21 protein-coding genes are annotated in these 25,897 nt (G+C 65.8%); 10 read left to right on the top strand and 11 right to left on the bottom strand.

From position 1 onward, the window contains the following. Window positions 1-15 precede the first annotated feature (15 nt). On the top strand, window positions 16-828 hold the full coding sequence (locus tag ABIA42_RS04485) for a uracil-DNA glycosylase family protein (protein ID WP_271526614.1): 813 nt from the start codon (window positions 16-18) through the stop codon (window positions 826-828). A gap of 127 nt (window positions 829-955) precedes the next feature. On the opposite strand, the gene ABIA42_RS04480 is transcribed toward ABIA42_RS04485, so the two are convergent. From ABIA42_RS04480 to ABIA42_RS04465, 4 genes are all read right to left on the bottom strand, one after another. Next, entirely contained in the window at window positions 956-2,464 is a 1,509-nt protein-coding gene (locus ABIA42_RS04480; RefSeq protein WP_370115257.1) for a glycosyltransferase family 39 protein, read from the bottom strand. Window positions 2,465-2,728: 264 nt separating this feature from the next. Next, entirely contained in the window at window positions 2,729-3,586 is an 858-nt protein-coding gene (locus ABIA42_RS04475) for a ribonuclease HII (RefSeq protein ID WP_271526616.1), read from the bottom strand. A gap of 72 nt (window positions 3,587-3,658) precedes the next feature. Continuing rightward, window positions 3,659-4,114, bottom strand: a complete 456-nt coding sequence (locus ABIA42_RS04470) for a VOC family protein (protein WP_370115259.1) — start codon at window positions 4,112-4,114, stop codon at window positions 3,659-3,661. A 24-nt stretch (window positions 4,115-4,138) separates the two neighbouring features. Further along, the gene (locus tag ABIA42_RS04465) at window positions 4,139-5,302 is read right to left on the bottom strand and encodes a PA0069 family radical SAM protein (RefSeq protein WP_028180938.1); all 1,164 of its coding nucleotides are present in this window, start codon (window positions 5,300-5,302) and stop codon (window positions 4,139-4,141) included. 209 nt (window positions 5,303-5,511) lie between these two features. Here ABIA42_RS04465 and ABIA42_RS04460 point away from each other — a divergent pair, with 209 nt between their 5' ends. The 4 genes from ABIA42_RS04460 (at window position 5,512) to ABIA42_RS04445 (ending at window position 12,749) form a co-directional block, all read left to right on the top strand. Next, on the top strand, window positions 5,512-7,926 hold the full coding sequence (locus ABIA42_RS04460) for a phosphoketolase (protein WP_370115261.1): 2,415 nt from the start codon (window positions 5,512-5,514) through the stop codon (window positions 7,924-7,926). Window positions 7,927-7,928: 2 nt separating this feature from the next. After that, entirely contained in the window at window positions 7,929-9,119 is a 1,191-nt protein-coding gene (locus tag ABIA42_RS04455) for an acetate/propionate family kinase (protein ID WP_370115263.1), read from the top strand. An 83-nt stretch (window positions 9,120-9,202) separates the two neighbouring features. After that, window positions 9,203-11,131 carry a hypothetical protein gene (locus ABIA42_RS04450; RefSeq protein WP_370115265.1) on the top strand — a complete coding sequence of 643 codons (1,929 nt, stop codon included), beginning with the start codon at window positions 9,203-9,205 and terminating at the stop codon, window positions 11,129-11,131. 10 nt (window positions 11,132-11,141) lie between these two features. After that, window positions 11,142-12,749, top strand: coding sequence for a PEP/pyruvate-binding domain-containing protein (locus tag ABIA42_RS04445; RefSeq protein ID WP_370115267.1), 1,608 nt, complete (start codon window positions 11,142-11,144; stop codon window positions 12,747-12,749). A gap of 98 nt (window positions 12,750-12,847) precedes the next feature. Here ABIA42_RS04445 and ABIA42_RS04440 read toward each other — a convergent pair whose 3' ends face one another. Continuing rightward, on the bottom strand, window positions 12,848-13,690 hold the full coding sequence (locus ABIA42_RS04440; protein WP_370115269.1) for an RMD1 family protein: 843 nt from the start codon (window positions 13,688-13,690) through the stop codon (window positions 12,848-12,850). Window positions 13,691-14,012: 322 nt separating this feature from the next. Between ABIA42_RS04440 and ABIA42_RS04435 the strand changes: the two genes are divergently transcribed. Continuing rightward, complete coding sequence (locus tag ABIA42_RS04435; RefSeq protein ID WP_370115271.1) at window positions 14,013-14,588, top strand: glycosyl transferase; 576 nt, start codon at window positions 14,013-14,015, stop codon at window positions 14,586-14,588. A 63-nt stretch (window positions 14,589-14,651) separates the two neighbouring features. Beyond that, on the top strand, window positions 14,652-15,611 hold the full coding sequence (locus ABIA42_RS04430) for a helix-turn-helix domain-containing GNAT family N-acetyltransferase (RefSeq protein ID WP_271526624.1): 960 nt from the start codon (window positions 14,652-14,654) through the stop codon (window positions 15,609-15,611). A 55-nt stretch (window positions 15,612-15,666) separates the two neighbouring features. On the opposite strand, the gene moaB is transcribed toward ABIA42_RS04430, so the two are convergent. Then, window positions 15,667-16,227: a molybdenum cofactor biosynthesis protein B gene (moaB, locus tag ABIA42_RS04425; protein ID WP_271526625.1), complete on the bottom strand. Its 561-nt coding sequence runs from the start codon at window positions 16,225-16,227 to the stop codon at window positions 15,667-15,669. 156 nt (window positions 16,228-16,383) lie between these two features. After that, the gene (locus tag ABIA42_RS04420) at window positions 16,384-17,316 is read right to left on the bottom strand and encodes a neutral zinc metallopeptidase (protein WP_271526626.1); all 933 of its coding nucleotides are present in this window, start codon (window positions 17,314-17,316) and stop codon (window positions 16,384-16,386) included. Between the two features lie 417 nt (window positions 17,317-17,733). On the opposite strand from ABIA42_RS04420, the gene ABIA42_RS04415 reads away from it, so the two are divergent. The 3 genes from ABIA42_RS04415 to ABIA42_RS04405 all read left to right on the top strand — a co-directional run bounded on the left by ABIA42_RS04415 (window position 17,734) and on the right by ABIA42_RS04405 (window position 20,146). Beyond that, window positions 17,734-18,864 (top strand): site-specific DNA-methyltransferase, encoded by a 1,131-nt coding sequence (locus ABIA42_RS04415; RefSeq protein WP_370115274.1) that lies wholly within the window; start codon window positions 17,734-17,736, stop codon window positions 18,862-18,864. Window positions 18,865-19,011: 147 nt separating this feature from the next. Then, window positions 19,012-19,338: a hypothetical protein gene (locus ABIA42_RS04410; RefSeq protein ID WP_271526628.1), complete on the top strand. Its 327-nt coding sequence runs from the start codon at window positions 19,012-19,014 to the stop codon at window positions 19,336-19,338. A gap of 127 nt (window positions 19,339-19,465) precedes the next feature. After that, window positions 19,466-20,146 carry a glutathione S-transferase family protein gene (locus tag ABIA42_RS04405; protein ID WP_370115276.1) on the top strand — a complete coding sequence of 227 codons (681 nt, stop codon included), beginning with the start codon at window positions 19,466-19,468 and terminating at the stop codon, window positions 20,144-20,146. 54 nt (window positions 20,147-20,200) lie between these two features. Here ABIA42_RS04405 and ABIA42_RS04400 read toward each other — a convergent pair whose 3' ends face one another. The 4 genes from ABIA42_RS04400 to ABIA42_RS04385 all read right to left on the bottom strand — a co-directional run bounded on the left by ABIA42_RS04400 (window position 20,201) and on the right by ABIA42_RS04385 (window position 25,872). Continuing rightward, window positions 20,201-22,210: a methyl-accepting chemotaxis protein gene (locus tag ABIA42_RS04400; RefSeq protein WP_370115278.1), complete on the bottom strand. Its 2,010-nt coding sequence runs from the start codon at window positions 22,208-22,210 to the stop codon at window positions 20,201-20,203. Window positions 22,211-22,469: 259 nt separating this feature from the next. Beyond that, window positions 22,470-25,016, bottom strand: a complete 2,547-nt coding sequence (locus ABIA42_RS04395) for an HWE histidine kinase domain-containing protein (RefSeq protein ID WP_370115280.1) — start codon at window positions 25,014-25,016, stop codon at window positions 22,470-22,472. Continuing rightward, window positions 25,013-25,771 carry a biliverdin-producing heme oxygenase gene (locus ABIA42_RS04390; RefSeq protein ID WP_370115282.1) on the bottom strand — a complete coding sequence of 253 codons (759 nt, stop codon included), beginning with the start codon at window positions 25,769-25,771 and terminating at the stop codon, window positions 25,013-25,015. Before ABIA42_RS04390 ends, ABIA42_RS04395 begins: the two co-directional genes overlap by 4 nt. Next, the gene (locus ABIA42_RS04385; protein WP_271526632.1) at window positions 25,711-25,872 is read right to left on the bottom strand and encodes a DUF1127 domain-containing protein; all 162 of its coding nucleotides are present in this window, start codon (window positions 25,870-25,872) and stop codon (window positions 25,711-25,713) included. The genes ABIA42_RS04390 and ABIA42_RS04385 overlap by 61 nt, the downstream gene beginning before the upstream one ends. Window positions 25,873-25,897 lie beyond the last annotated feature (25 nt).

Here is a 25,897-nt window from a genome sequence, read left to right as displayed (position 1 = left end):
AAGTCAGACTTTCCCATGATCCCCGAACCCGCACCCACCGTCCGAGAGCTGCTCGCCTTCTATCTGGAGGCCGGTGTCGACTGCGCGCTTGCGGAGGAACCGATAGATCGCCTGGCGGAAATCGATGCTCCGCCGCCCAGCCCGCGCACGCCGCCGGTCGAGGCACCGCGGCCGGTCGCCGCGCCCGCGGTCATGCGCGGCGAAGCCGCGCCTGCACCGGACGTCGCCATCGCCTCGGCACGCGAGGCCGCGCGCACAGCGCCGACGCTGGAGGCACTGCGCGAGCTGATGCAGGGCTTCGAGGGCTGCGCGCTGAAGCACACCGCAACGCGGCTGGTGTTCGCCGACGGCAATCCGCAGGCGCGCATCATGTTCGTCGGCGAAGCGCCGGGCCGCGACGAGGACATTGAGGGGCTGCCTTTCGTCGGACGCAGCGGCAAGCTGCTCGACCTCATGATCGGCGCGATCGGGCTCAACCGCACCACCGCCTACATCGCGAACGTCATTCCCTGGCGACCGCCCGGCAACCGCACGCCGACGCCGCAGGAAACGCAAATCTGCCTGCCCTTCATCCAGCGCCATATCGAACTCGTGAACCCGGACGTGCTGGTGACGCTCGGCAATCCCTCGACGCAGACTCTGCTCGGAACGCGTGAAGGCATCATGCGCACGCGCGGACGCTGGTTCGATTACGATACCGGGGGGCGCACCATCCGCGCGCTGCCGACGTTCCACCCGGCCTATCTCTTGCGCTCGCCATCCTACAAGCGATTGTCCTGGCAGGACCTGCGATCGATCGCGAAGGCCCTCGCGCAAGGCGCGACGTAACCACATGCGCGGCGTCATTCCGGGGCGCGGCAAAGCCGCGAGCCCGGAATCCATTCATCCACCAACTCTGTCGCTCGATGGATTCCGGGCTCTCGCTTCGCGAGCCCCGGAATGACAACGTGCGTGGCTACGTCCCCTTCGGCCGCACGATGGCCCAGCCGATGCGGAGCAGCTGCTGGCGGCCGGTCACCAGCCATTCGAAGGCGCGCGGGACTTCCGGCACGATGCCGGGGAAGCGCTTGAGGATATCCGGCGGCGGGGTGCCGGCGGTATCGGACGCGCGCCAGACCACGACGCCCCCGGTCTCGCTGAATTTTGCCTGATTCATCCACGGCGTGCGCGCAGGATCGGCATCGATGAACAGATGCGGCCGGCCGGAATGCAGCGCGATCAGGCTGGCGAGTTGCGTCTCGCCGGCGACGGCACGCAGGCGATGGTTGGTGCGCCGGGCAAAGCTCTCGTCGAAGAAGTCCGAGATCGCGCGCGCCGGCATCGAGGTCGCAATCTCGTTGGCGCCGGTCCAGGGCAGGAACAGGACCGCAAGCACGACGCCGGCGGCGGGTGCGACGACGGCGGCGGCCCATACCATGCGCAGCATCCGCGTGCGGCGCATCGCGATGAGATCGCCGGCCGCAACGACCACGGCAAGCCCGGGCATGACCAGCACGACACCGGCGCCGCCGACGACGGAGTCGAGCCCGAGCAGGCCGGAGATCAGCACCGCGCCGAGCGGCGGAGCCAGCGCGAAGAAATAGACGAAGTTGCGCGCGAGCGGCTCGACCGGCGGTCGGTAGATGATCGGCGGTTCCTCGCCCTTGCCGTCGAACATCCCGGTGTTGAGGAAGGTCAGCGCCGGGATCGCGGCAGCCCCGAGCACGAGTCCGCCGAACAGCCAAGCCGCATGCAGCGCGCGGGCGTTGAGCTCGGCGACTTGCGGCAAGGCCGGCATCGTCAACGTCTCGGCCCGCATCAGCCACACCGCATAGGGCAGCGCCAGCACGGCGACGACGATCAGCGCAAAGAGCGGATCGAGCCCGCGCAGGGTCCGCCGGCCGCGGGCGGTCGAGACCGCGAAGACGACGATCAGCAGGAGGAGAAAGATCGCCGCCGGTGTCGTCAGCAGCAAGAGGCCCGCTTCAATCGACCAGGCGAACCAGGCATTGCCGCGGCGCTGGCCGATGATCTGCCAGGAATGCAGCAGCAAGAGCGCCCAGAGCGGCCGCGCCAGCACCAGGGGGCCGAAGTCGAGCGCAGGCGAGGAGAAGGCCAGCACCGTCATCGTCAGCAGCACGGCGAGCACCGCCTGCTGCGAGCCGATCACGGCACGAGAGAGATGATAGAGCGCGATGAAGGTCGCGATCTCGCAGAGCTGGGCGAGGACATAGACGCCCAGCATGTGGCCGCCGGCGGCACGATAGGCAATGTCGGCGGGCCAGACCGGCAACGGCGGGCCGAGATCGGTGCCGACCTGGTATTCCCTGCCGAAGGCCAGAACGGTCGCGAGGTTGCCGGGCGGGCTGCGGTAGAACACCAGCGCCACGAACAGCCACATCAAAGCCTGGAGCAGCACGGCAATCCATACGATCAGCCGCGGCCGGGCGCGAATGAGCTCGATGACCAGGGAGGTAAACCGCATGCAACGTCCGAATGATGCAGCCAGTCCAGCCGGCCCTATTCGCTCACGAACACTTTGATAAGGGGCACCGCGCGTCGTGGCAACTTCGGTCTGCCCCCTCTCCCCGTTCTTACAGGCTGAGGCACAAGCACACCTGAGCACACTTGCGCTATCGGTCGTCATGCCCGGGCTTGTCCCGGGCATCCACGTTCTTCGGACGGTGCGTAAGGCGTGGATGGCCGGGTCAAGCCCGGCCATGACGGGTGGTAGAGCTGTGGGGTCGATTTAGAGATTTGCCGAGACGTCGATCTCGACGGCCGCGTCCACTTGCACCTCGACCTCTGTCACCGCGAAAAGATCCTGCACCGGCTCGGCGGTCCAGGGCATATGCTTGGCGCGGGCGGCGGCGACCGGGGCGAAGAAGCGGCGGTGGTGGACGGAGGGGCCGAGGCGGTCGAGCGCCTCGATATGGTCGGGGACGGCGTAGCCCTTGTGCTGCTCGAAGCCGTAGCCGGGGCAGTCCTGGGCCAGCGCGCACATCAGCCGATCACGCGTCACCTTGGCGACGATGGATGCCGCGGCGATCGACAGCACGATACCGTCGCCGCCGATCACCGCCTCGCAATCGCATTCGGTGTCGAGCCGGTCGCGGCCGTCGACGAAGACGTGCCTGGGCGCCTCCGGCAGTGCCACCACGGCGCGCTTCAGTGCCCACAGCGAGGCACGCAGGATGTTGTCGCGGTCGATCCGCGAGGGCGAGGCGACGGCGACCGAGACCTGCGCGGTGGCGCAGATCTTGTCGAACAGCTTCTCGCGCTCCTCGGCAGTCAGCCGCTTGGAATCATCGATACCGCGCGGGATGCGATCGGGATCGAGAATCACAGCCGCTGCCACCACGGGACCGGCCAGCGGGCCGCGGCCGGCCTCGTCGCACCCGGCAACAGGCCAGACGCCGCGCTTGATCAGCGCGCGCTCGCGGCGGAAGCTAGGGGGAGCAATGGCAATGATGCCTTTCCTGCCGGCAGGAACCTTCGGAGCCTTGGCCGGAGGCGCTTTGGCCTCGTTGGCAGGCGCGGCCTTCTTCGCAGCCTCCTTTTTTGGCGCGTCTTTGGCTGGGTTCTTGGCGGACTTGTCCCGAATCATGGCCGGGATCGTGCGCAAGGGGCTTCGCCAGCGCAACCGGGAACCCAGGATATTCCCACTATTCAGGCCGTCCTAGTCCGCCAGATGTACCCGGCGGTCCTCGCCCACCTCGATACCGGGCGCGACCACGACCTCCCAAGGATGGCCGTCGGGGTCGGTGAAATAGCCGGAATAGCCGCCGTAGTCGGTCTCGTGCGCCGCCCTCAGCAGGCCGGCCCCCTTCCCGATGGCGAAGGCCAGCACCGCATCGACCTCCTCACGCGTCCGGCAGTTCCAGGCGAGCGTCATGCCGCGAAAGGTCGATGGCCTCGGCGCGTCCTGCAAGGTCGCATCTGCCGCGAGTTGATCCCACGGATACAGGGCGAGCACCGGACCACCGGTATCGTAGAAGGCGACGGCCTCCCCGGTGGCCTTCAGCCGGCGCGAGAAGCCGAGTGCATCGTAAAAGGCGATGCTGGCGCGGATGTCGCTCACGCCCAGCGTGACGACGGTGAGCCTCGGCGCCGGAGCCGCCAATTCCTGACTCATGCCATGCCTCTTTCACCTTCCCTGTCAGAACAGGCTGAGCTGATCGCCGTTCCGCTTCGGCCGCGCAAAGTGATCCGTGGTCAGCTTGGAGCGCCGCTTGTTGAGACCGAGCCTGTCGCAGGCGATCTCGAAGCGGCGGCCGATGGTCCAGGCCATCGGGCCGGTGCCCTTCATCCGCTCGCCCCATTTCGCATCGTAGTCGCGCCCGCCGCGCATGTCGCGAATCAGGGTGAAGACGTGGCGATAGCGGTCCGGATAGTTCGCCATCAGCCATTCGCGGAAGAGATCGCGGACCTCGAGCGGCAGTCGCAGCAGCACATAGGAGGCTTCCTTGACGCCGGCATGGGCGGCGGCATCGAGGATGCGCTCGATCTCGGAATCGTTCAGCGCGGGGATCACGGGCGCGACCATCACCGTGGTCGGAATGCCGGCATCCGAGAGCTGCTTCAGCGCCTCCAGCCGCTTCGGCGGCGTCGAAGCCCGCGGCTCCATGGTGCGCGCGAGCTTCGGATCGAGCGAGGTGACCGAAATCGCGACCTTGGCGAGGTTGCGCTTGGCCATCCGTGCCAGAATGTCGATGTCGCGCACCACCAGCGCCGATTTGGTGACGATGCCGACGGGATGGCTGGCGCGTTCCAGCACCTCGAGGATTCCGCGCATGATCTTTCGCTCGCGCTCGATCGGCTGGTAGGGATCGGTGTTGGTGCCGATCGCGATCATCCTGGGTTCGTAGCCGGTGGCGGCGAGCTCCTTCTCGAGCAGCGCCGGCGCCTCGGGCTTCACGAACAGCTTCGACTCGAAATCCAGCCCCGGCGAGAGGCCGAGATAGGCATGCGTCGGTCGCGCGAAGCAGTAGACGCAGCCGTGCTCGCAGCCGCGATAGGGATTGATCGAGCGGTCGAAGCCAATGTCCGGGGAATCGTTGCGGGTGATCACCTTGCGCGAGGTGTCGACACCGACACTGGTCTTGAACGGCGGCAGCTCTTCCAGGCTCTGCCAGCCGTCGTCGAAAGCGACGCGCGCCTCGGCCTCGTAACGGCCGCTGGCATTGGATTGTGCGCCCCGCCCTCGCCTTCGCGCGCGATCGATGGCGACGCCAAGCTCGGGGAAATCTGAAGGCGCACCCGCCGGCTCGGAGGGCGCCGTGACCGGCGGGTGCTTGAGAGCATGAGAGGATGCTGGACTCATGCAATCAAGATAGCACGCAAAAGGAACAAATCAAGAACACAAACAAGAAACGTGAAAACAACCCCATGCAAAGTAGCCGCCCAAATTTCGGGCGCGCGGCTTTGACCTCACGCAATACGCCCGTCACGACGATTTCGTTTGATCCCGCACAGGGATCGATCGTGCCGGAACAAAGTTGGTGACGATCGCTGGGTGAAAGCCGAAGGAACATGACAATTCAACAAAAAGCGGCCGCCGCGACCGGCGACCTCGATCTGCTCGATCGCTATTGGCGTGCCGCCAACTACCTCTCGGTCGGGCAAATCTACCTGCTCGACAATCCGTTGCTGCGTGAGCCGTTGCGGCCCGAGCATATCAAGCCGCGTTTGCTCGGCCATTGGGGCACCACGCCCGGCCTGAACTTCATCTATGCCCATCTCAATCGCGTGATCCGCGCGCTGGACCTCAACATCATCTATGTCTGCGGACCCGGCCATGGCGGCCCCGGCATGGTCGCCAACACCTATCTCGAAGGCAGCTACAGCGAGATCTATCCCGACATCGCGCGCGATGCGGACGGATTACGCAAGCTATTCAGGCAGTTCTCCTTCCCGGGCGGCATTCCGAGCCACGCGGCGCCGGAAACGCCGGGCTCGATCCACGAAGGCGGCGAGCTCGGCTACGCGCTGGTGCACGCCTATGGCGCGGCCTTCGACAATCCTGATTTGATCGTCGCCTGTGTCGTCGGCGACGGCGAGGCCGAGACCGGCCCTCTCGCCGCGTCCTGGCACTCGAACAAGTTCCTGAACCCGGCGCATGACGGCGCCGTGCTGCCGATCCTGCATCTCAACGGCTACAAGATCGCAAATCCCACCGTGCTCGGACGGATGGGAGATGCGGAGATCCGCGATCTCTTCCGCGGGTACGGGCACGAGCCGCTGTTCGTCGCGGGCGATGATCCCAAATTGATGCACCGTGCCATGGCGGATGCGCTCGATGTCGCACTCGCCAGCATCCGCTCGATCCAGCAGCACGCCCGCGACGGGCGGACAAGCGTCGAGCGGCCGCGCTGGCCGATGATCGTGCTGCGCAGCCCGAAGGGCTGGACCGGCCCGAAGGAAGTCGACGGCAAGAAGGTCGAGGGCTTTTGGCGCGCGCATCAAGTGCCTGTCGCCGGCTGCCGCGAAAATCCGGCGCACCTGAAAGTGCTCGAAGACTGGATGCGCAGCTACGAGCCGGAAAAACTGTTCGACGCGAACGGCGCGCTCGCTCCCGAGCTTCAGGCGCTCGCACCTGAAGGTGTCAGGCGCATGGGCGCCAATCCTCACGCCAATGGCGGCCTGTTGAAAAAGGAGCTGAAGCTGCCCGACTTCCGCAGCTTCGCTGTCGAGGTGCGGCAGCCCGGCGGCACCGTCGCCGAAGCGACGCGCGAGCTCGGCAAATTCCTGCGCGACGTCATCCGCCTCAACGCGCAACAGCGCAATTTCCGCATCATGGGGCCGGACGAGACCGCGTCGAACCGGCTAGATGCCGTGTTCGAGGCCACCGAACGCGTCTGGATGGAGCCGATCGAATCCTACGACGTGCACCTCGCCCAGGACGGTCGCGTGATGGAGGTCTTGAGCGAGCATCTCTGCCAGGGCTGGCTCGAGGGTTATCTGCTCACGGGGCGGCACGGCTTCTTCTCCTGCTACGAGGCCTTCATCCACATCGTGGATTCCATGTTCAACCAGCATGCCAAATGGCTGAAGGTCACGCGCGAGCTGCCGTGGCGGCGCCCGATCGCCTCGCTCAATTATCTCCTGACCTCGCATGTCTGGCGTCAGGACCATAACGGCTTCAGCCATCAAGACCCCGGCTTCGTCGATCTCGTCGCCAACAAGAAAGCAGACATCGTCCGCATCTATTTCCCGCCGGATGCCAACACACTGCTGTGGATCGCCGATCACTGCCTGCGCACCTACAACCGCATCAACGTCATCGTCGCCGGCAAGCAGCCGGCGCCGCAATGGCTCTCGATGCGGGACGCGGCGACGCATTGCGATGCCGGGATCGGCATCTGGACCTGGGCCGGAACGGAGGATGGAAAGAGCGAACCCGACGTGGTGATGGCCTGCGCCGGCGACGTGCCGACGCTGGAGACGCTCGCCGCCGTCGACCTCTTGCGCAAGGCGCTGCCCGACTTGAAGATCCGCGTCGTCAACGTCGTCGACCTCATGACGCTGCAACCCAGGGGTCAGCACCCGCACGGCCTCTCCGGCCGCGACTTCGACGGCCTGTTCACGTCGGACAAGCCCGTGATCTTCGCCTATCACGGCTATCCCTATCTCATTCACCGGCTGACCTATAACCGCACCAACCATGCCGGCATGCATGTGCGCGGCTTTGCCGAGGAAGGCACCACGACGACGCCGTTCGACATGGTCGTGCTCAACGGGCTCGACCGTTACCATCTCGCGATCGAGGCGATCGAACGCGTGCCGGGTCTGGCGACCAAGGCCGCGCATGTGAAGCAGCAGTTCCGCGACAAACTGATCGAGCATTCCCGCTATATCCGCGAGCATGGCGAGGACATGCCCGAGATCCGCGACTGGGTCTGGCCGAACAGCGCCGGCGGCAACACGCCGGCCGAAGCCGGCGACTAGCCATGCCGGACACGGTCCTCGTCCTCAACTCGGGATCGTCGAGCATCAAGTTCGGCCTGTTCGACGTCTCGGCGGCTGAGCCCTCCCTGCTCTGCAAGGGCCTGCTCGACGAACACGAGGCAAGACCCCGGCTCGTGGTGAAGGACCCCGCGGGCGAAGACCTGTTCGAGACACGAAGGGACGCGCCAGACGCCGCCGGCGGCCATCTGTTCGCCGACGTGCTCGGCTTCATCGAGGACCGGTTCGGCGAACGCAGCCTGCGGGCCGTCGGTCACCGCATCGTTCACGGCGGGCCGGATTATTCCGGCCCGGTCGCGCTGACGGACGACATCACCGCGAAGCTGGAGGCATTGACACCATTGGCACCGTTGCACCAGCCGCGCTGCCTTGCGCCGGTCCGCACGTTCGCGGCGATCCGGCCCGAACTGACGCAGATCGCATGTTTCGACACCGCCTTCCACCACGGCCTCGCGCCGCCGGCGAGCCGCTTCGCCATTCCCAGACGCTTCGAGGCGCGTGGTGTCAGGCGCTACGGCTTTCACGGCCTCTCATTCGAATATGTCGCGGGACGCCTTTCCGAGATCGCGCCGGAGCTTGCGGCCAGGCGGACAATCATCGCGCATCTCGGCAACGGCGCCAGCCTCTGCGCATTGCGCGATGGCCGCAGCATCGACACCACGATGGGGCTGACGCCGCTCGACGGCCTCGTGATGGGCACGCGCTGCGGCACGATCGATCCCGGCGTGCTGCTCTATCTGCAGCAACACGAGAACATGTCGGTCGAAGAGGTCCAGCACCTGCTCTATCACGAGTCAGGCCTCTTCGGCGTCTCCGGCACCTCCGCGGACATGCGCACGCTGCTCGCGAGCGGCGAGATTGCTGCGCGCGAGGCGGTCGATCTCTTCACCTTCCGTGCGGCGCAGGCTGTCGCAATGATGGCGACCACGCTCGGCGGCCTGGACTGCCTGGTCTTCACCGGCGGCATCGGCGAGCATGCCAAGGAGATCCGCGGCGCGATCGGCGAGCGTCTCGCATGGATGGGCGTGCGCATCGATGCCGCCAGCAACGAGGCGGCGCGCGGGCGCATCAACGGCGGCGACAGCGCCGTCGATGTCTTCGTCATCCCAACCAATGAAGAGATGACGATCGCGCGCCATTGCGCGGCCCTGGTCCGTGGACGCCACGTCACGTGACGGTTTTATGAATGATCTGCCGCAATGCTGCCGCCGCGGTTTCGCGGCAAAGAAAGCGCATCAATCCTGGTGGCGGACAGATCATGAAGACCCACATCATCGAAGAGCTCGGACAAGGCAGCATCCTGTTGCCCGCGCTGGTGGCGGAAGGGCTCGCCGCCAACGACCGGATCAAGGTGCGGATGAGCGCACTGCAGGCGGCGGCCCAGCATGCGCAGGAGCCTGACCGGCCCGCGAATGACCTCGCCGTCGAAAGTCAGACTGCAGGCATCGTCCCCGCGGGGATCGCGGCGCTGATCGGCGGCGCCCATCTGATCGGACAGGGCCGACTCGCGGCCCCCGATCTTGCGAAGCTGTTGCAGGAGATTGCGGACGATGCAGCGACCATGATCCGCGCCGTCGGCGCCGGCGCGGTGAGCGAAGGCGAACGGGCGCAGGCGCGGCTCGACGCGATCCGCACAGCCGGCCTGCTCGATGCCACCGGCGAGATCGAGATGTCCCGCATCTCGCGCCTGACCGGCGTGGCTGACGCAGGCAGTGACAGCCTGCATCGCCTCGTCATGGATCTGCACAAGCAGCTCAACAGGCTTGCGGCGAGCTGCTCGGAAGAGGCGCTCGACGGCGCCCATGTCTTCGGCCTGCACAGCGAGGACCGGCCGGCCGTCGCGGCCTTCATGAAGGGCCTGAACGCGACGCGGGGTCTCAAGTTCAACCATCCAGGCCTCGACACCATGGCTACGCGCGCCGGCGGCCGGCTGCTGATCCAGAACGACATCGGCACCACGGACGCCCATGTCGTCGTGATCGCGGTGAAGAAGAACGCGGTCACCGTCACCTACACCGACGTGCATCTGACGCGGGCAAAGTTCTTCATCTCGCTGTTCGACGAGTTCGAGGTGACCTGGAGCGGCCTTGATCGTCACACCGCAGCCGGCCTCGGCGAAGACAATTCATTCTATCTCGTCACCGGGCAGCATCAGGCCGACCACGCCGCCGATCGCAACGAATTCCTCGCCGCGCTCGGTTCCGCACTGGTTTTCCTGATCGACTGGAACAAGGCGCGCAAACTGCTCAGGACCTGGGTCGCCAAGGATGACGCGGCACGCATCCTCGAATGGGCTGCGCGTCAGCGGATCGGCCATCGCGGCTTCCTCGAGCTCGGCGGCAACGATCTGCTGGGCTCTGCTGTCCGGAACGCCGCCCCCACACGGATCGGCTTCGGCGAGCGGCTCGACCAGGCGCTCGGCCGCAACGCTGCAATCGATTTCCTGAAGGCATCTCTGCGCGCGTCCACCGAGGCACTGCTTGCGGGCCGCTCGGTCAGGACGGTGCGCGACCAGATCGAAGCCGATCTGATGCGGCACCTCGATCGCGTCGACGGGACTCTGCTGGCAGCCGTGCTGCGTCAGATCGGCCTCGCCCACGATCTCGTCGCGGCGATCTCGCGCCATATTGCCGCGCTGCGCGCGAACCAGCCCGTCGACGGCAAGCTGTTGACGCAACGCTGCGGCGCGATCGAGCAGAAGGCGGACAGAATCGCGATCGAGAGCCGCAACGAGGTCGACCGCCTCAATGCCCGCCCGTTGATCGGACAATTGATCGATCGCGCCGAAGAAGCCGTCGACGAGCTGGAGCAGGCCGCATTCATCGCGGCGCTGATGCCGGAAAGGACCGATCCATCCCTGCTGGCATCGCTGGTCGAGCTTTGCACAGTGGCAGAGACCGCGACCGAAGTGGCCGCGAGCGGTGTCGCGGCTGCGATCGACGTGCCGGAGGGACGGCGCACCGATTCCGAGGACGCGCTCTCCGCCGTGACCCGCCTGATCGACGCCGAGCACGCCGCCGACAACCGCGAACGCGCGATCACTGCACTGGTCTTCTGCGGCGGCTTCGACGTCGCGACCTCGCTGTCGGTGATCGAGCTCGCCCGCGCCGTCGAGCGCGCCACCGACCGCTTCGCCGCGTTCGGTCATCTGCTCCGCCGTCACATCATGATCGATCTCGCAGCTTGAGGAAGCCACCATGCATATCGTCCGTATCGGTGCTGAAGCCGCCGAATTGCGGCCCGCCGAAGAGATCGGCGCCAAGGCCGCCAATCTCGCCCGCATGGCGGCGCTGGGCCTGCCGGTGCCGCCTGCCTTCGTGCTACCGGTCAGGCTCTGCGCCGACATCATTGCCGGCCAAGCGCAGGCCACGCGACACCTGCGCGATGGCTTGAAGGAGGGAATCTCGTTCCTGGAAAGCGCCACCGGAAAGCGCTTCGGGGACCGCCGGCAGCCGCTCCTGGTGTCGGTGCGCTCGGGGGCGGCGCGATCGATGCCGGGCATGCTCGACACCGTTCTCAACGTCGGCTGCACGGTCGATGCCGTGCACGGCCTGATCCGTGCGACCGGCCGGCCGCGGCTCGCCTGGGATTGCCGCCGCCGTTTCCTGGAGAGCTTTGGCGAGACCGTGCTCGAGCTCGACCCGGCCGCCTTTGCCGCCTGCATCTCGGAACTCGTCGCAGCCGAAGACGTCGGCAGCGACCGTGAGCTCGACAGCGAAGCGCTCGAGCGGCTCGCCAGCCGCGAGCAGGCGCTGGTCGAGGATCGCGCCGATGCCCCGCTGGAGGACGCCATCGCGCAACTGGAGGCGGCGGCTCAGGCGGTCTATCGCTCTTGGATGAGCGAGCGTGCGCTGACCTATCGCAGCCTCCAGCACCTCGAAGCGCTCGAGGGTACCGCCGTGACCGTGCAGGCGATGGTCTTCGGCAATGGCGGTCTTGCCTCCGGCGCGGGCGTGGCATTCTCGCGCGATCCGTCGACGGGCGCGCGGCGCCCGATGATCGACCTCGTACTCGATGCGCAGGGCGAAGACGTGGTTTCCGGAAGACGCACACCTGATACGGCCGAGGCGATCGCCCGCGAGCTGCCGAAACTCGAATCGGAGCTCGGCGATATCCTGAGGCGACTCGAGCACGCGTTCGCCGACGTCCAGGACGTCGAGTTCACGGTCGAGAACGGCCGGCTCTGGATCCTCCAGACCCGCACCGCCAAGCGCACGCCGCGGGCCGCCGCCAGGATCGCGATCGACCTCGTGCATGAAGGCCTGATTTCGAAGGACGAGGCCTTGGAGCGGATTGCGGAGATCGACCTCGCCTCGCTCACCGAAACCAGGCTGGTTTCCTCCGGCAAGCCCGCGACGACCGGAATCGGCGCCTCCGGCGGCATCGGGATCGGACGGGCGGCGTTCTCGTCCGAAAGCGCCCAGCGCCTCTCGGCGGCGGGCGAGCCGGTCATCCTGCTGCGTCCCGATACCAGCACCGCCGACGTCGCAGGCTTCGCGCTGGCTGCCGGTATCGTCACATCGGTCGGCGCGCGCACCTCGCATGCGGCCTTGGTGGCACGCCAGATGGGCAAGCCTTGCGTGGTCGGCTGCCGCGAGTTGAAGATCGATCCTGCCGCGAAGCAGGTCCAGCTCGGCAATCTCACACTTGCCGAAGGCGAGTGGATGACGATCGAGGGCGATGCCGGAGAGCTCTATCTCGGACGCTGCGAGACGATCCGGACACGGCCCGAAGCGGAGCTCGCCGAGATCGCGGCGTGGCAGGCGCAATCCAGCCAACACGACAGGCACGCCGCCGCGCCTTGAAGCGCCATGAGATTCGGATGAATCGTCGTCGCGCTTCAGGTCTTTTGGTTACGCATGATCTTTCCGGAAAACCGCTTCGCACTTTTCCGGATCATGCTTTAGTGACCGCGGCCGGCCAGGAGCTGAAAACTCCCCATCGCGACCTCGATCAGGATCAGCACCACGACGGCGATCTCCAGGCGGAGCGAGCGCTGGGTGTCGATGATGTCTGTCAACGCGTTGGCAGTCTCCGACACCGCGGCAAGCTTGCGCTCGAGCGTGTCGAGGCGCTCCTTCAGCTCGTACTCGTCCTCCAGACGCGAATAGAGCCGATCGAGCTCGGGCTTCTCCCACAGCACGTCGGGCTTCTCGGCGATGGCGACGCGGCCGGCGACACGCTGCTGCACCAGCAGCGCATTGCCGATCAGTTGCAGGATGCCCTTGCGCCGCTGCGGCGTGCGGCCGTGTTCGGCGAGATCCCGTGCAAACGGCTCGATTACGTCGAATACCGCGGCGACGCGGCGCTCGTCGCGCGCCAGCGACGTGCTCTTGGCGAGCGCATCCGCAACCACCAGCAGCCGATCGTCGGAGAATTTGGCAAGGCAGATCGGCCCGCCCGGCTGGATCGCCTCTGCGGCTTCGTCGTGGCAGAGCTGTGCCTGCGCGATCTCCTCCTCGAACGGGCTGAGCTCTCCGGTGACGCGTGACTTCAGGTTGTCGATGAGGACCTTCTCCTCGGACGGAAGCAGTCCGATCAGCACGACGACGCCGTAGCGGAAGATCACGGCAAGACCGCCATGGACGCGGAAGGCGGCCGGCGTCGAGGACACCAGCGTGCCGATCTCCAGCCCCGACGCATTGATGCGGTCGCCCAGCATCAGCGCCCGGATCCGCAAGGTCGGCGCAGCCTCCTGCTTCGGCGAGAGCGGCACCGCGCCGACGGCGAGTTGATCGGCGTTCATAGGAGGCCTCTCCCGCGCGCAAGATCACACATCTTCATTCGACCTTTCCTGCAAAGTGCATCCTCAGCTGCGCGCGACCGAGTGCCGGCGCAGCGAGGTGTCGCCATGAAGCCCCGGATTAATACCGTCGAGTGGGGCTTGTGCCGAAAGATTCGGCAATATTACCGGCCGCGCAGGACACATTAGGCTGCACTGACCGGCTGCGGTTTACCATCGCACGCCGCGGCACCGCGGGAAAGTTGCACTCGGTCACGCTACGGGTTTATGACAACGACATGCAGCGCTACGCTTCTCCCGAAGTGCGGACATTGAAGCCTCGACCATGCTGAGCGTCATCATTCCAACCGAAGGCGTCGAGCAGACGGCAGTCGCAACCCTGGCCGCGCTGGTCCCCGGCGCCGCGGCCGGCGTCATCCGGGAAGTCATTCTCGTCGACCGCACGCGCAATGGCGTCATCGAACGCGTTGCCGACGTCGCAGGCTGCCGCTTCATCGCGTTCGAGGGACACTCGCAAGGCGCCGCGCTCGCCGCCGGCGCGCTCCAGGCCCGATCGCCCTGGCTGATGTTCCTGCCCGCAGGCGCCGTGCTGGAAACCGGCTGGATCGAGGAAACCACCCAGTTCATCCAGGCGGTCGCCAGCAGTGGCCGGGATCGCGCGGCGGTGTTCCGCTATGCGCGCTCTCCTTACGTAAATACCGCATTCCGCGACGTCGCCTGGGCCGTGGCGCGCAAGCTCGTGGGTCCGCTCGGCGATCAGGGGCTCCTGATTGCGCGTGATCATTACGACCGGATCGGCGGCTATCCGCCCCAGGCCCGCCATTCCGAGGCGCGGCTGCTCCGGCGGCTGGGCCGGTCGTCCCGGACCATGCTGCGCAGCCGGATCGTCATGGTTGGTTGAGACGCCGAGATACTTGCCAACGTCAAACAATTAATTGACAATGGCAAATATCGAGGTGATCCCATGCTATCGAAAGCTTCGTCGTCAAACGCCGTGGCCGAACAGGCCGACGACGACCACGTCGCAGCGGTTCGCGCCTTCAACCGCTTCTACACCCGCAAGCTCGGTGTGCTCGACCAGCACCTCGGCAAGAGTCCGTTCTCGCTCAGCGAAGCTCGGGTGCTCTACGAGCTCGCCCATCGCGACGACCTTGCCGCAAAAGAGATCGGAAACGAGCTCGGTCTCGATCCCGGCTATCTCAGCCGCATCGTCCAGAGCTTCGACGAGAAGGGGCTGATCACGCGAAAGCCCCTGCCCGCGGACCGCAGGCAATACCAGCTCAGCCTGACCGCCAAGGGCCGGCAGGCTTTCGCCAAGCTGAACCTGAGCTCGCAAAACGAGGTCGCCGCGATGCTGGCTCAGCTCTCGCCCGGCGATGCGACGCGGCTCACGCAGGCCATGGCGACCATCGAGGCCGTGCTGGAGCAACGCCGAAGCCCGCCCACGGCTTTCATGCTGCGCAGCCATCGCGTCGGCGACATGGGCTGGGTCGTCTCCCGGCAGGCTGCCGCCTACGCCGCGGACTACGATTGGGACATCAGCTACGAGGCGCTGGTCGCCGAGATCTGCGCGCAGTTCATCAGGAATTACGACGCCGCGCGCGAGCACTGCTGGATCGCCGAGGTCGGCGGCGAGCCGGTCGGCTCGGTGTTCCTGGTCAAGGCCACGGACGAGACCGCAAAACTCCGCCTGTTGCAGGTGGAGAAGAAAGCGCGAGGCCTCGGCGTCGGCCGTGCGCTGGTCGAGCAATGTATCAAGGGCGCACGCGAGCGGGGCTACAGCAAGATGACGCTGTGGACGCAGAGCATCCTGGTTGCCGCGCGCGGCATCTATCAAAGTGCAGGTTTCAGGCTCGTCGCCACCGAGCCGCATCGCAGCTTCGGGCAGGATCTTGTTGGCGAGACCTGGGAACGGGATCTCTGAGCTTGCAACGGACAATTCGAGCAGCAAGCGACATGCGAATTGATTCCTTCAGCGCCTACACCGTTGCGCCTTGCGCCTTCGGCCGGCGCAGGTGCTCGTCCAGCCGCGGCATGATCTCGACGAAATTGCAGGGGCGCGTGCGGTAGTCGAGCTGGGCTGCGAGGATGCCATCCCAGCCATCGCGGCAGGCCCCTGGTGAACCGGGGAGACAGAAGATGTAGGTCGCGCCGGCGACGCCCGCGGTGGCGCGGCTCTGGATCGTCGATGTGCCGATCTTGGCATGGCTCAGCAGGTGGAACGCGATCGAGAAACCGTCCATGCGCTTCTCGAACAACGGCTCGATCGCCTCCGGCGTGACGTCGCGCCCGGTGAAGCCCGTGCCGCCGGTGGTGATGACGACGTCGACGCCGCTATCTGCAATCCAGCGGCGGATGACGGCGCGGATCGCCTCGACATCGTCGGTGACGATCTCGCGCGCGGCGAGATGATGGCCCGCAGCGGTGAGACGATCGACCAGGGTCTGGCCGGACTTGTCGTCCGCGAGCGCACGCGTGTCGGAGACCGTGAGCACCGCGATGTTGAGCGGAATGAATTGTTTGGATTCGTCGATGGCCATGTTGCGTCTTTCGTGTCCCGGACAAGGTGCGGCGCATCAGCGCCGCGCCGCAGAGCCGGGACCCACTTGAGAGATTTGTGAGACCGGCATGTGGGCCCCGGCTCTGCAGCGCACCGCTGAGGAAGCGCTGCGCTGCGTCCGGGGCACGAGCCTTCCTTACAACGCTCCCGCGCCGAACGTGTTGCAGGCCTGGACCGTGCCCTGCTGGTAGCCGGTCATGAACCATTGCTTGCGTTGCGCCGCCGAACCGTGGGTGAAGGAATCCGGCACGACGCGGCCCGTCGACTGGCGCTGCAGCGTATCGTCGCCGATCGCGCTCGCCGTGGTCAGCGCGGCGTCGATGTCGCCGGGCTCGAGGAAGTTCGGACGCTTCTTCGCCTCGCGGTTGACCCAGACGCCGGACAGGCAGTCGGCCTGCAACTCCACCTTCACCTGGAGCGCATTCGCCTCGGCCTTCGAGCCGACCTGCTGCTGCAGCCGCGTCACGCGCGGAATGATGCCGAGCAGGTTCTGGATGTGATGACCGGCTTCATGCGCAATGATGTAGGCGGTGGTGAAATTGCACGCCGACTTGCCGGAGCAGCCGCGAAAGCGCGTCTCGACCTCGCGGAAGAAGCCAGTGTCGAGGTAGATGGTGCGGTCGGGCGGACAATAGAACGGCCCCATCGCCGACTGCGCCATGCCGCAGCGGCCGCCATTGGTGGCGTTGCGGAACAGCACGATCTTCGGACCGGTGTAGGACTGGCCGCTGGCCTGGAATATCTCGCTCCAGCGATCATCGATCTCGCCGAGGATGCCGGAGATCATGCTGCCCATCTCGTCGGTCGGCGCGCCGCGCTTGCCCGAGGACGCCTGGCGATCGGTCTGGTAGGTCGGCGCTTGGCCGCCGCCGGTCAGAATCTCGGCGCCGCCGATCAGGATGCGTGGATCGATGCCAAAGGCGTAACCGACCAGGCCGAGGATAATGATGGTACCGATGCCGAGCCCGCCGCCGCCCATCGGCAGGCCGAACCCGCCTCCTCCCCCGCCGCCACCTTCATCGCGACGATCCTCGATGTCGTCGCTGCGGCGGAAGTCATCGTAACGCATGGCGGCTTTCCCTTGGGGGTCCCTGAATCAGTTTCGACGGCGCACGAGAGTGCGAAAGCTCAACGCGCCACATACGTAAAATTTCCGTTGCTTTTATCAATATCGTGGCCGGCAAAAATTGCCTAGTGCGACAGCGTGTCGATGCCAGCAATTTTTTCCGAGGGTCGAGCAGTTTTTTCCGAGAGAAATTTGCAGCCTTTTTGCAGCCATGATTGCTGCAGCAAGCCGAGCAAACGCGAAATACACTGTAAAATATGGCGAATGCGCACAACAACGTGCGCACAAGCGGCAAGGCGAGGGCTGCTCACGAAAGCGGCGGGTTAAGTCGTTTTTTACTTTGCCCCTTCAATGTAACGGCCAGTCGGTTGTTTGGTCCCGCGTCGCCGACAGCGTCGCCTGAGTCAGAGTTCTTGAGTCATGGTAGAGTCGCGTCGCGGGGCGTCTGCAAGGGCGCCCCGCACAAATTTTGAGTCCGCTTCGCATCGCATCATTCTCGGCGATTGCGTCGCCGAGATGTCGAAGCTTCGGGCTGGTTCGGTCGACCTGGTGTTCGCCGACCCGCCCTACAACCTCCAGCTCAAGGGCGATCTCAAGCGCCCCGACGAATCCCATGTCGATGCCGTCAACGACGACTGGGACAAGTTCGATTCGTTCTCCGCCTATGACGATTTCACCCGCGCCTGGCTGCTTGCCGCCCGCCGCGCGATGAAGCCATCGGCGACGATCTGGGTGATCGGCTCCTATCACAACATCTTCCGCGTCGGCGCGATCATGCAGGACCTCGGCTTCTGGCTCCTGAACGACATCGTCTGGCGCAAGACCAACCCGATGCCGAATTTCCGCGGCCGCCGCTTCACCAACGCGCACGAGACCATGATCTGGGCCGCGCGCGACGAGAAGGCCAAGGGCTATACGTTCAACTACGAGGCGCTGAAGGCCGCCAACGAGGACGTGCAGGCGCGGTCCGACTGGCTGATCCCGCTCTGCACCGGCGAAGAGCGCCTCAAGGGCGCGGACGGCAAGAAAGTGCATCCGACGCAGAAGCCGGAAGGCCTGCTCGCGCGCGTGCTGCTGTCGTCATCCAAGCCCGGCGATCTCGTGATCGATCCCTTCAACGGCACCGGCACCACCGGCGCGGTCGCCAAGCGCCTCGGCCGCTCCTATATCGGCTTCGAGCGCGACAAGACCTACGCCAGGGCGGCCGAGGCGCGCATCGCCGCGGTCGAGCCGCTGCCGGAAGAGAGCCTCGCTCCGTTCATGACCGCGCGCGAAGCGCCGCGGGTGGCGTTCTCCGAGCTGATCGAGCGCGGCATGATCATGCCCGGCACGAAACTGTTCGACGCCAAGAAGAAGCTGGGCGCGCTGGTCCGTGCCGACGGCGCCATCATGCTGGGCGATAAGGTCGGCTCGATCCACCGCATCGGCGCGGTGGCGCAAGGCGCGCAGGCCTGCAACGGCTGGACCTTCTGGCACGTCGAGACCAAGAAGGGTCTCAAGCTGATCGACGAGCTGCGCGCCGAGATCCGCGCCGGCATGGCGGCGGAGTAGCCACTTCCCGCCATCCCCATCGATCCGGATCGATGCAGTGCTGGTGGGCACGGCGCCTCGCGCCTTGCCCACCCTGCAGCGGCTTGAATGCCGCCGTCGCCAGGACTAGATTGGCCAGATCAGCCCCGTCCTGACCGGTTGGGCTCCATGCGACGACAATCCGAGACATTGCTGCTGGTGCCGCTGCTGCCGATCTTCCTGGTCGGCATGTTTCCGATGTTCCTGATCGCGCTGTTGGGATTTTTCGGGCTCGCGCTGTTCGGCATGCTCGTGATTTGCGTCGGGCTCGCCAGCAGCAACGAGGCGCACGACAATTTCAACCACGACGTCATCGTCCACGGCTACGCGCGCGGACCGGAGCGCGCGGCGCGGGCCTCCGACATGCATCTGGCCGCGCGGCTCGGGCTGCGGCTGGAGGCCGTGGGCGCGGCCATGGTCATTACGGCGGCAATCGGCCTTTGTTACGCCGCTTGACCTGCGCAACGCGCAGACACCGCCCAGCAAACTCGCCGGTTGCTCTCCCGCAACGGGTTCAGGCAAGACAAGGTCCGCCCAATCACGCCGCGTCCGCGCGCGCAACAGACACCGGGAGAGATGCTCGATGCTCAAATTCTATTTCAACGGATCGCCGAATCCGACCAAGGTTGCGCTGTTTCTGGAGGAGTCCGGACTGGCCTTCGAGCCGGTCAAGATCGACACCCGCAAGGGCGAGCAATTCGCGCCTGAATTTCTGAAGATCAATCCGAACGGCAAGGTGCCGGCCATCGACGACGACGGCACGATCGTGTTCGACTCGAACGCCATCCTGCTCTATCTCGCCGAGAAGACCGGCAAGTTCCTGCCTTCGAACCGCGCCGAATTGCTGTCCTGGCTGATGTTCGTGGCGACCGGCGTCGGGCCGTATTCGGGTCAGGCCGTCCACTTCAAGCATTTCGCGCCGAAGGACCAGAACCACGACTACGCCCATAATCGCTACCACTACGAGACCGATCGCCACTACAGGATTCTCGACGGTCACCTCCAAGGCCGCCGCTACATGGTCGGCGACAGCTATTCGATCGTCGACATGGCACTGTGGGGCTGGGCGCGGATGATACCGTTCAAGCTCGGCGACGACGCCTTTGCGCGATACCCGAACGTGAAGCGGCTCGTCGACGAGATCTCGGCGCGGCCCGCGGCGGCGCGCGCCATCGCCCTGAAGGACAAGTTCACCTTCAAGGCCGAGATGGACGACGAAGCGCGCAGCAACATGTTCAAGCACATGACGACCAAGGTGGCCTGATCGCGCCGCTCTTCGAGGCCACGCGCATGCGCGTGGCCTTTTGCGTTTGAGGCTTCAGGCGGCGTGGACCGAGCTCAGGAACTTGGCCACTTCGAGCTTGAGGCGGTTGCTGTCGGCCGAGAGCGAGCGTGCCGCCGACAGCACCTGCGAGGACGCTGAGCCGGTCTCGGAAGCGCCGCGCTGCACGTCGCCGATGTTGGACGACACCAGCTGGGTGCCGTGGGCCGCCTGCTGGACGTTGCGCGAAATCTCCTGCGTCGCAGCGCCCTGCTGCTCCACGGCGGCGGCGACCGTCGACGAAATCTCCGACAACCGCTCGATGGTGCCGCTGATCTCCTTGATCGAGCCGACCGACTCCTCCGTCGCGGCCTGTATCCCGGAGACCTGCTGGGCGATCTCGCCGGTGGCCTTCGCAGTCTGCTCGGCCAGCGCCTTGACCTCGGAGGCGACCACCGCAAAGCCGCGGCCGGCTTCGCCCGCACGCGCCGCCTCGATGGTGGCGTTGAGCGCGAGGAGATTGGTCTGGCCGGCGATGGTGCTGATCAGCTCGACCACGTCACCGATCCGCGCGGCGGCCTTGGAGAGCGCCCCGACGCGCTCGTTGGTCCGGCTCGCCTGACCGACGGCCTCGGTGGCGATGCGGGCGGATTCCTGCACCTGGCGGGCAATCTCGGATACCGAGGAGGAGAGCTCCTCGGTCGCCGAGGCGACCGCCTGCACATTGGCCGAGGCCTCCTGCGACGCGCTGGCGACCTCCGTCGAAAGGTCCTGGGCCCGCGCCGCGGTCGTGGTCAAAGTGCCTGCGGAGGCTTCGAGCTCGCTCGACGCCGACGACACCGTGTTGACGATCTCACCGACCGCCTGCTCGAACTGATCGGCAAGCCTGGCCATGTCTTTCTTGCGGCTCTCGGCCTGCCGCGCCTCGATCTCGGCCTGCTCGGAGCGCATGCGCTCGGTCTCGATCATGTTGTCCTTGAACACCTGGATCGCCTTGGCCATGTCGCCAATCTCGTCGACCCTGCCGCGACCGGGAATCTCGACCTCGAGATTGCCGCCGGCAAGCCGCCCCATCGCACCTGTCATCGAGGTCAGGGGACCGACGATGCTGCGGGCGATCAGGAAGGCGACGATGCCGCCGAACAAGATGGCGAGGCCGCCGGCGACCTCCTGAACGGTCGTCGTGCCGGCGATCACAGCTTCGGCATTGTTGCGCGAGTCCTGGTAGTCCTTTTTCAGGGTCGTTTCCACAACCTTGAGCTTGCCGATGCTGTCGACGATGAGAGGCGCGAGGTTCTTATGGTAGATTTCGTCAGCCTGAAGCATCGCTGCGGAGGTCGTCTCGAACGCCGACTTGTAGATTCCGAGCGAGGTCTTCACCGGCGCCAGCGTGGCTCGCAACTCCGTCGCCTGCGGGCTCTTTTCGAGTGCCGCGAGCCGTTGCGCTGCCCTGTCGACGCTCGCCCTGAAGGTCGCAGGGCCCTGCGTATCGCGCAGGGCCAGAAACCGCCAGTTTGCGATCCTCACGAGCAGGATTCGCGATTCGAGATCGGCGACGAGGGCCGCGGTATCTTCGTCGACGGCGGCGCGCGCCACGTCGACGAGCTTGCCCGTCTTGACGGCCAGATCCTCCCCGCTCGGCAGCAGCGTCGCCTTGCCCGTTCTCGCCTCGTTGACGGCGTCGCCGAGATTGTCACGCAGGCGTCGCATTTTGGCGATGTCGTCGATCAGGCCGTTGTAGAGCGTTCTCCGCTCCTCCGAGAGCGTGCCCTTCGCCCCGACCCGCAACAGCTCGATCGCGGCAGTTTCTCGCTCCTGCGCTTCCTTCATCGCCGGCTCGTTCGCATCGTAGACGTAGCGCAGATTGGCGCGCTGGATCGCCTGAAGATGGGTGGATATCTCCAGCACCCGCGCCGTGCTGTCCGAGAGCGCGGATTGTCTTGCGACCTGATCCTGCACGTCCCGCAAATTCCAGACGGCAACCACGGCCATCACGAGACCGACCGCCACCAGGGCCATGAAACCTGCGTACAGGCGTCCCCTGATCCGCAAACGAAACTTCGGCATTCCCACTGTCCATCCAGATGCATTCCGCTTCGAGCGGCCGAACGATTCCGGCGATCGTCACCGGCCACCCCGGCAGCCGCGCGTCGCATCCTCGCGACCCACGCTGCACCGCGGTACAATGGAGGACACTCGTTAATTGAACCTTCAAATCTTTCGCGCGATTGAGATCGGCCGGCACGAAATCTGCTGTTTTTGTCGGCAGCTATGCAAAGTTCGCGCGCGAATGCGTAGCGTCATGCAGAGCGCTGCATGCGAACGCTCACGAGGCGCCGGCCTTCTGCAATTTGTCGAGTGCATGCTCGACCACTTCCAGCGTGTAGGGCTTCTGGACCACCGGCGCCGACGCCAGTTGCTCGGGGATCGGCGCACGCTCGCCATAGCCGGTCGCGAAGATGAAGGGCACCCCGATCTCCTTGAGCTTCTGAGCCACCTTGATGCTGCTCTCGCTGCCGAGGTTGAGATCGAGCAGGGCAAAGCTCGGCCGTGTGCGCTCGATCGAGCGCAGCGCCTGGTCGACGGTTGCGGCAGTGTCGACGTGGCGGGCGCCGAGATCGAGCAGGATGACCTCCGCCGCCATGGCGATGATCAGATTGTCCTCGACGATCAGCGCCGTGTCGGAAATCCTGGGTCGGGCGGACTGCTGCTCCTCGACGCGCATGGCGGCTCCTGCGATGGACGGGACCAATTCGACGAAATTGGGGGGAATCACGAACTTTGCCTGCACGCCCAGGAGGTCGAAGCGGATCTCGGCATCGCCCTTGAGGTCGAACGGCACCGATCGCTCGATGATCGTGGTGCCGAAGCCGCGCCGCGACGGCGGCTGCACCGGCGGACCGCCGCTCTCCTTCCATTCGATGACGAGGCTGGAGGATGGATCGAGGCGCCAGACCACCTCGACACTGCCGGTGGAATCGGCAAGTGCGCCATACTTGGCGGAATTGGTCATCATCTCGTGCACGACCAGAGCCAGCGTGGCGAACGCCTTGGGATCCAGCGCGACGTCCGGACCGCCCATCTTCACCCGTCCCGCGCGCGCGCCGAGATAGGCGCCGGCTTCGGACTCGACCAAGGTGCGGAGCGCGACCGGGGCCCAGTTCAGGTTTGTGATCTGATCGTGGGCGCGCGCCAGAGCCTGGATGCGACCGCCGAGCACGCCGGCGAACTCCTCGACGCTGGTCGCGGTGTCCTTGCTCTGCGCCACCAGGGCGCGCACGAGGCTCAGGATGTTGCGGACGCGGTGATTGAGCTCGGCGATCATCAATTCCTGCCGCTCCTGCGCCCCGCGGCGCTCGCGTGCGGCGAGGTCGGACAGTTGCAGGATCACTTCTAGCAGCGTAACGCGCAGGCTCTCGGCGATGCGGATGTCGGCCGCCGACCACGGCTTCGACTGCCCCGCCACCGTCTCCTGCCAGAGCTCGAAGCTCTTGCGCGGCGTCAGGCGCGGCCCGTGCGGACCTTCATCGTAGACCTTGTTGGGATCCCCGGCCCATTTCACGGCCTGCAGGACCTCGCGCCGGAAGAAGATCAGGCAATCGCGCGGGGTCCTCGAAATCGGGATGGCGAGAAAGCCCGCCGCGCGGTCGCGAAAGGCCTGACCGGCGGCGTAGACCTGAGCGATCTGGCCGCTGGCGAAAATTCGGCCCGGCGAGGTCCGGTTGATGAAAGCCACCAGGTCCTTGACCTCGTCCTCGGTGGGCGTCTCGCCCTGGAGCGTGATCTTGTTGTCGGACCATACGGCGACTCCGTCGCATTCGATCATTTTCTGGTAATCGCCGACGAAATCGACGATCGCTCGCCGGCTATGCTCGTGCGACGCGGCGGTTTCGATCAGCCGTTCCTGGATCTGGTGAGCACGGGCCTCGTAGCCAACATCGCTCTCGCGCTCGCGCCCTTCCACGATCCACGAGAACATCTGCCCGAACAGCTCGGACGCGGTACGCCTGTCGAACGAAATATAGCGCGGCGAATAGTGATGGCAGGCAAACAGACCCCACAGCTTGCCGTCGCGCAGGATCGACACCGACATGGAGGCGGCAACGCCCATGTTGCGCAGATATTCGATGTGGATCGGCGATACCGAGCGCAGCACGCTCATCGAAAGATCGAGCAGTCCTGCGTTGTGCGTAGCCGTCGACACCAGCGCGGCCGGCCCGGCATTGACGTCGGCGATGATACGCAGCCAGTTGCGCTGGTAGAGGGCCCGCGCCTGCCTTGGAATGTCCGATGCAGGATAACGCAGGCCGAGAAAGGATTCGAGTTGCGCCTCCGCGGTCTCGGCGATCACCTCGCCCGAGCCGTCCGGATGAAACTGATAGACCATGACCCGGTCGAAGCCGGTCAGCACCTTGAGCTGGCGCGCCGCCTCCCGCGCCAGATCGGCCATGCCGCGTGTCTTGCGGATCCTCTCGAGCATCAAGCGCACGAGTTCGCCCGAATTGACGCCGGGCTCGTGCGCGCTCGGCTCCGCCTCGATGATCAGATAAACGCCGGAAAGATGAATGGAGAGGTCGAAGGGCGGCCTGCCTGACTGCAGCTCCACGCCGAACAGGCGTTCGGTCGCGTCCGGGCCGCCGAGATGATCGACACGGCTGCGGATCGTCTCGACGGCCGCCTCCGAGATCACGCTCGACAGCGGTCGTTGGAGCAGCTCGGCAACGTCAGCGCCGAGGAAGCTGCCGACATTGTCTGATGCCATGCAGATCGTGAAATCCGAGAGCACAGCCAGCAGGAAACCAAACGGCTGCACGCTGCCGGGAATGTGAATCGGCTCGCGGTCGCAATTGGTGAGATTGACCGCCTCGTTCATGCGCGGTCCGCCGCCCGCTCGAATGCGTCGAAAGCAATGCGAGCGGAATCGATTATCTCGTCCTCGTCACCCAGCTGTTCGCTTGCGAGCTTCACCAGAAAACTCTGCCAGAGCCGCTTGCCCGCGCCATGGCGGAGATAGGTGGTGGCTTCACTGACGCGCGCATCGCCCGCGTCCGTGACCGTCTTCAGCAGGAATTTCGCGCCGAGCCGCGAGCCCTCCAGCACATACATCGTGCCCAGCACCCCGCTGCGCGTCAGCCGCGGCACCGACACTGTCGACGCCGCGCGCGTGCCGAGGCGTCCGAGATCAACCGCGATCGCAGCGCTGCGCGACCGTTCGGGCCAGTCCGGAAACATGCGCTCCACGCCGGCCTCGACGAGCGCGGCTTCGAGCGGAAGAAGAGCTCCGGCGCTGGCCTGAAGAAAGCGGCGATAGCCGGCCCGCCCGCCGAGATCGAATGCGGAAAGCTGGGTGTCGAGCGCGCGGTGCGCAGCCGAGGTCGCATCTTTCAGTCGTTCGCGGAGTCCGGAGAAGCTGCGGCCCACCTGTGTTGAAACGTGCGAAGCCCCAGCGAGCATGAAATTCCCAAAAAATGCAGGTTGCCGGGGCGCGATCGCTCCCGAAGCCGAGGGAACGCCGGCGGAAACCGAAGGTTCCTCCGGGTCCGGAAGAAATAGAGGCCGCCTCCGCTCTATTTCCGCCGGACAGGCTTTCTCAGCTCGTACTCGATCTCCGACCGCGTCATTCCGCAATCCAGAAGCTCCCGCTCGCTCATGGCGGCGAGCTGGCAGCGTATCCGCGCGCGCTCGCGCCGGAGCCGGACGATCTCCGCCAGCTTTCGCCAGACCAACACGACCCTCGCAGACCGGAACGAAGGG

Source organism: Bradyrhizobium sp. USDA 327 (genome assembly GCF_041262065.1).
In the GTDB taxonomy this organism is placed as follows: Bacteria; Pseudomonadota; Alphaproteobacteria; order Rhizobiales; family Xanthobacteraceae; genus Bradyrhizobium; species Bradyrhizobium liaoningense.
The sequence above is the reverse complement of the archived record's forward strand: the minus strand, read 5'-3'. Positions and strand labels throughout refer to the sequence as shown.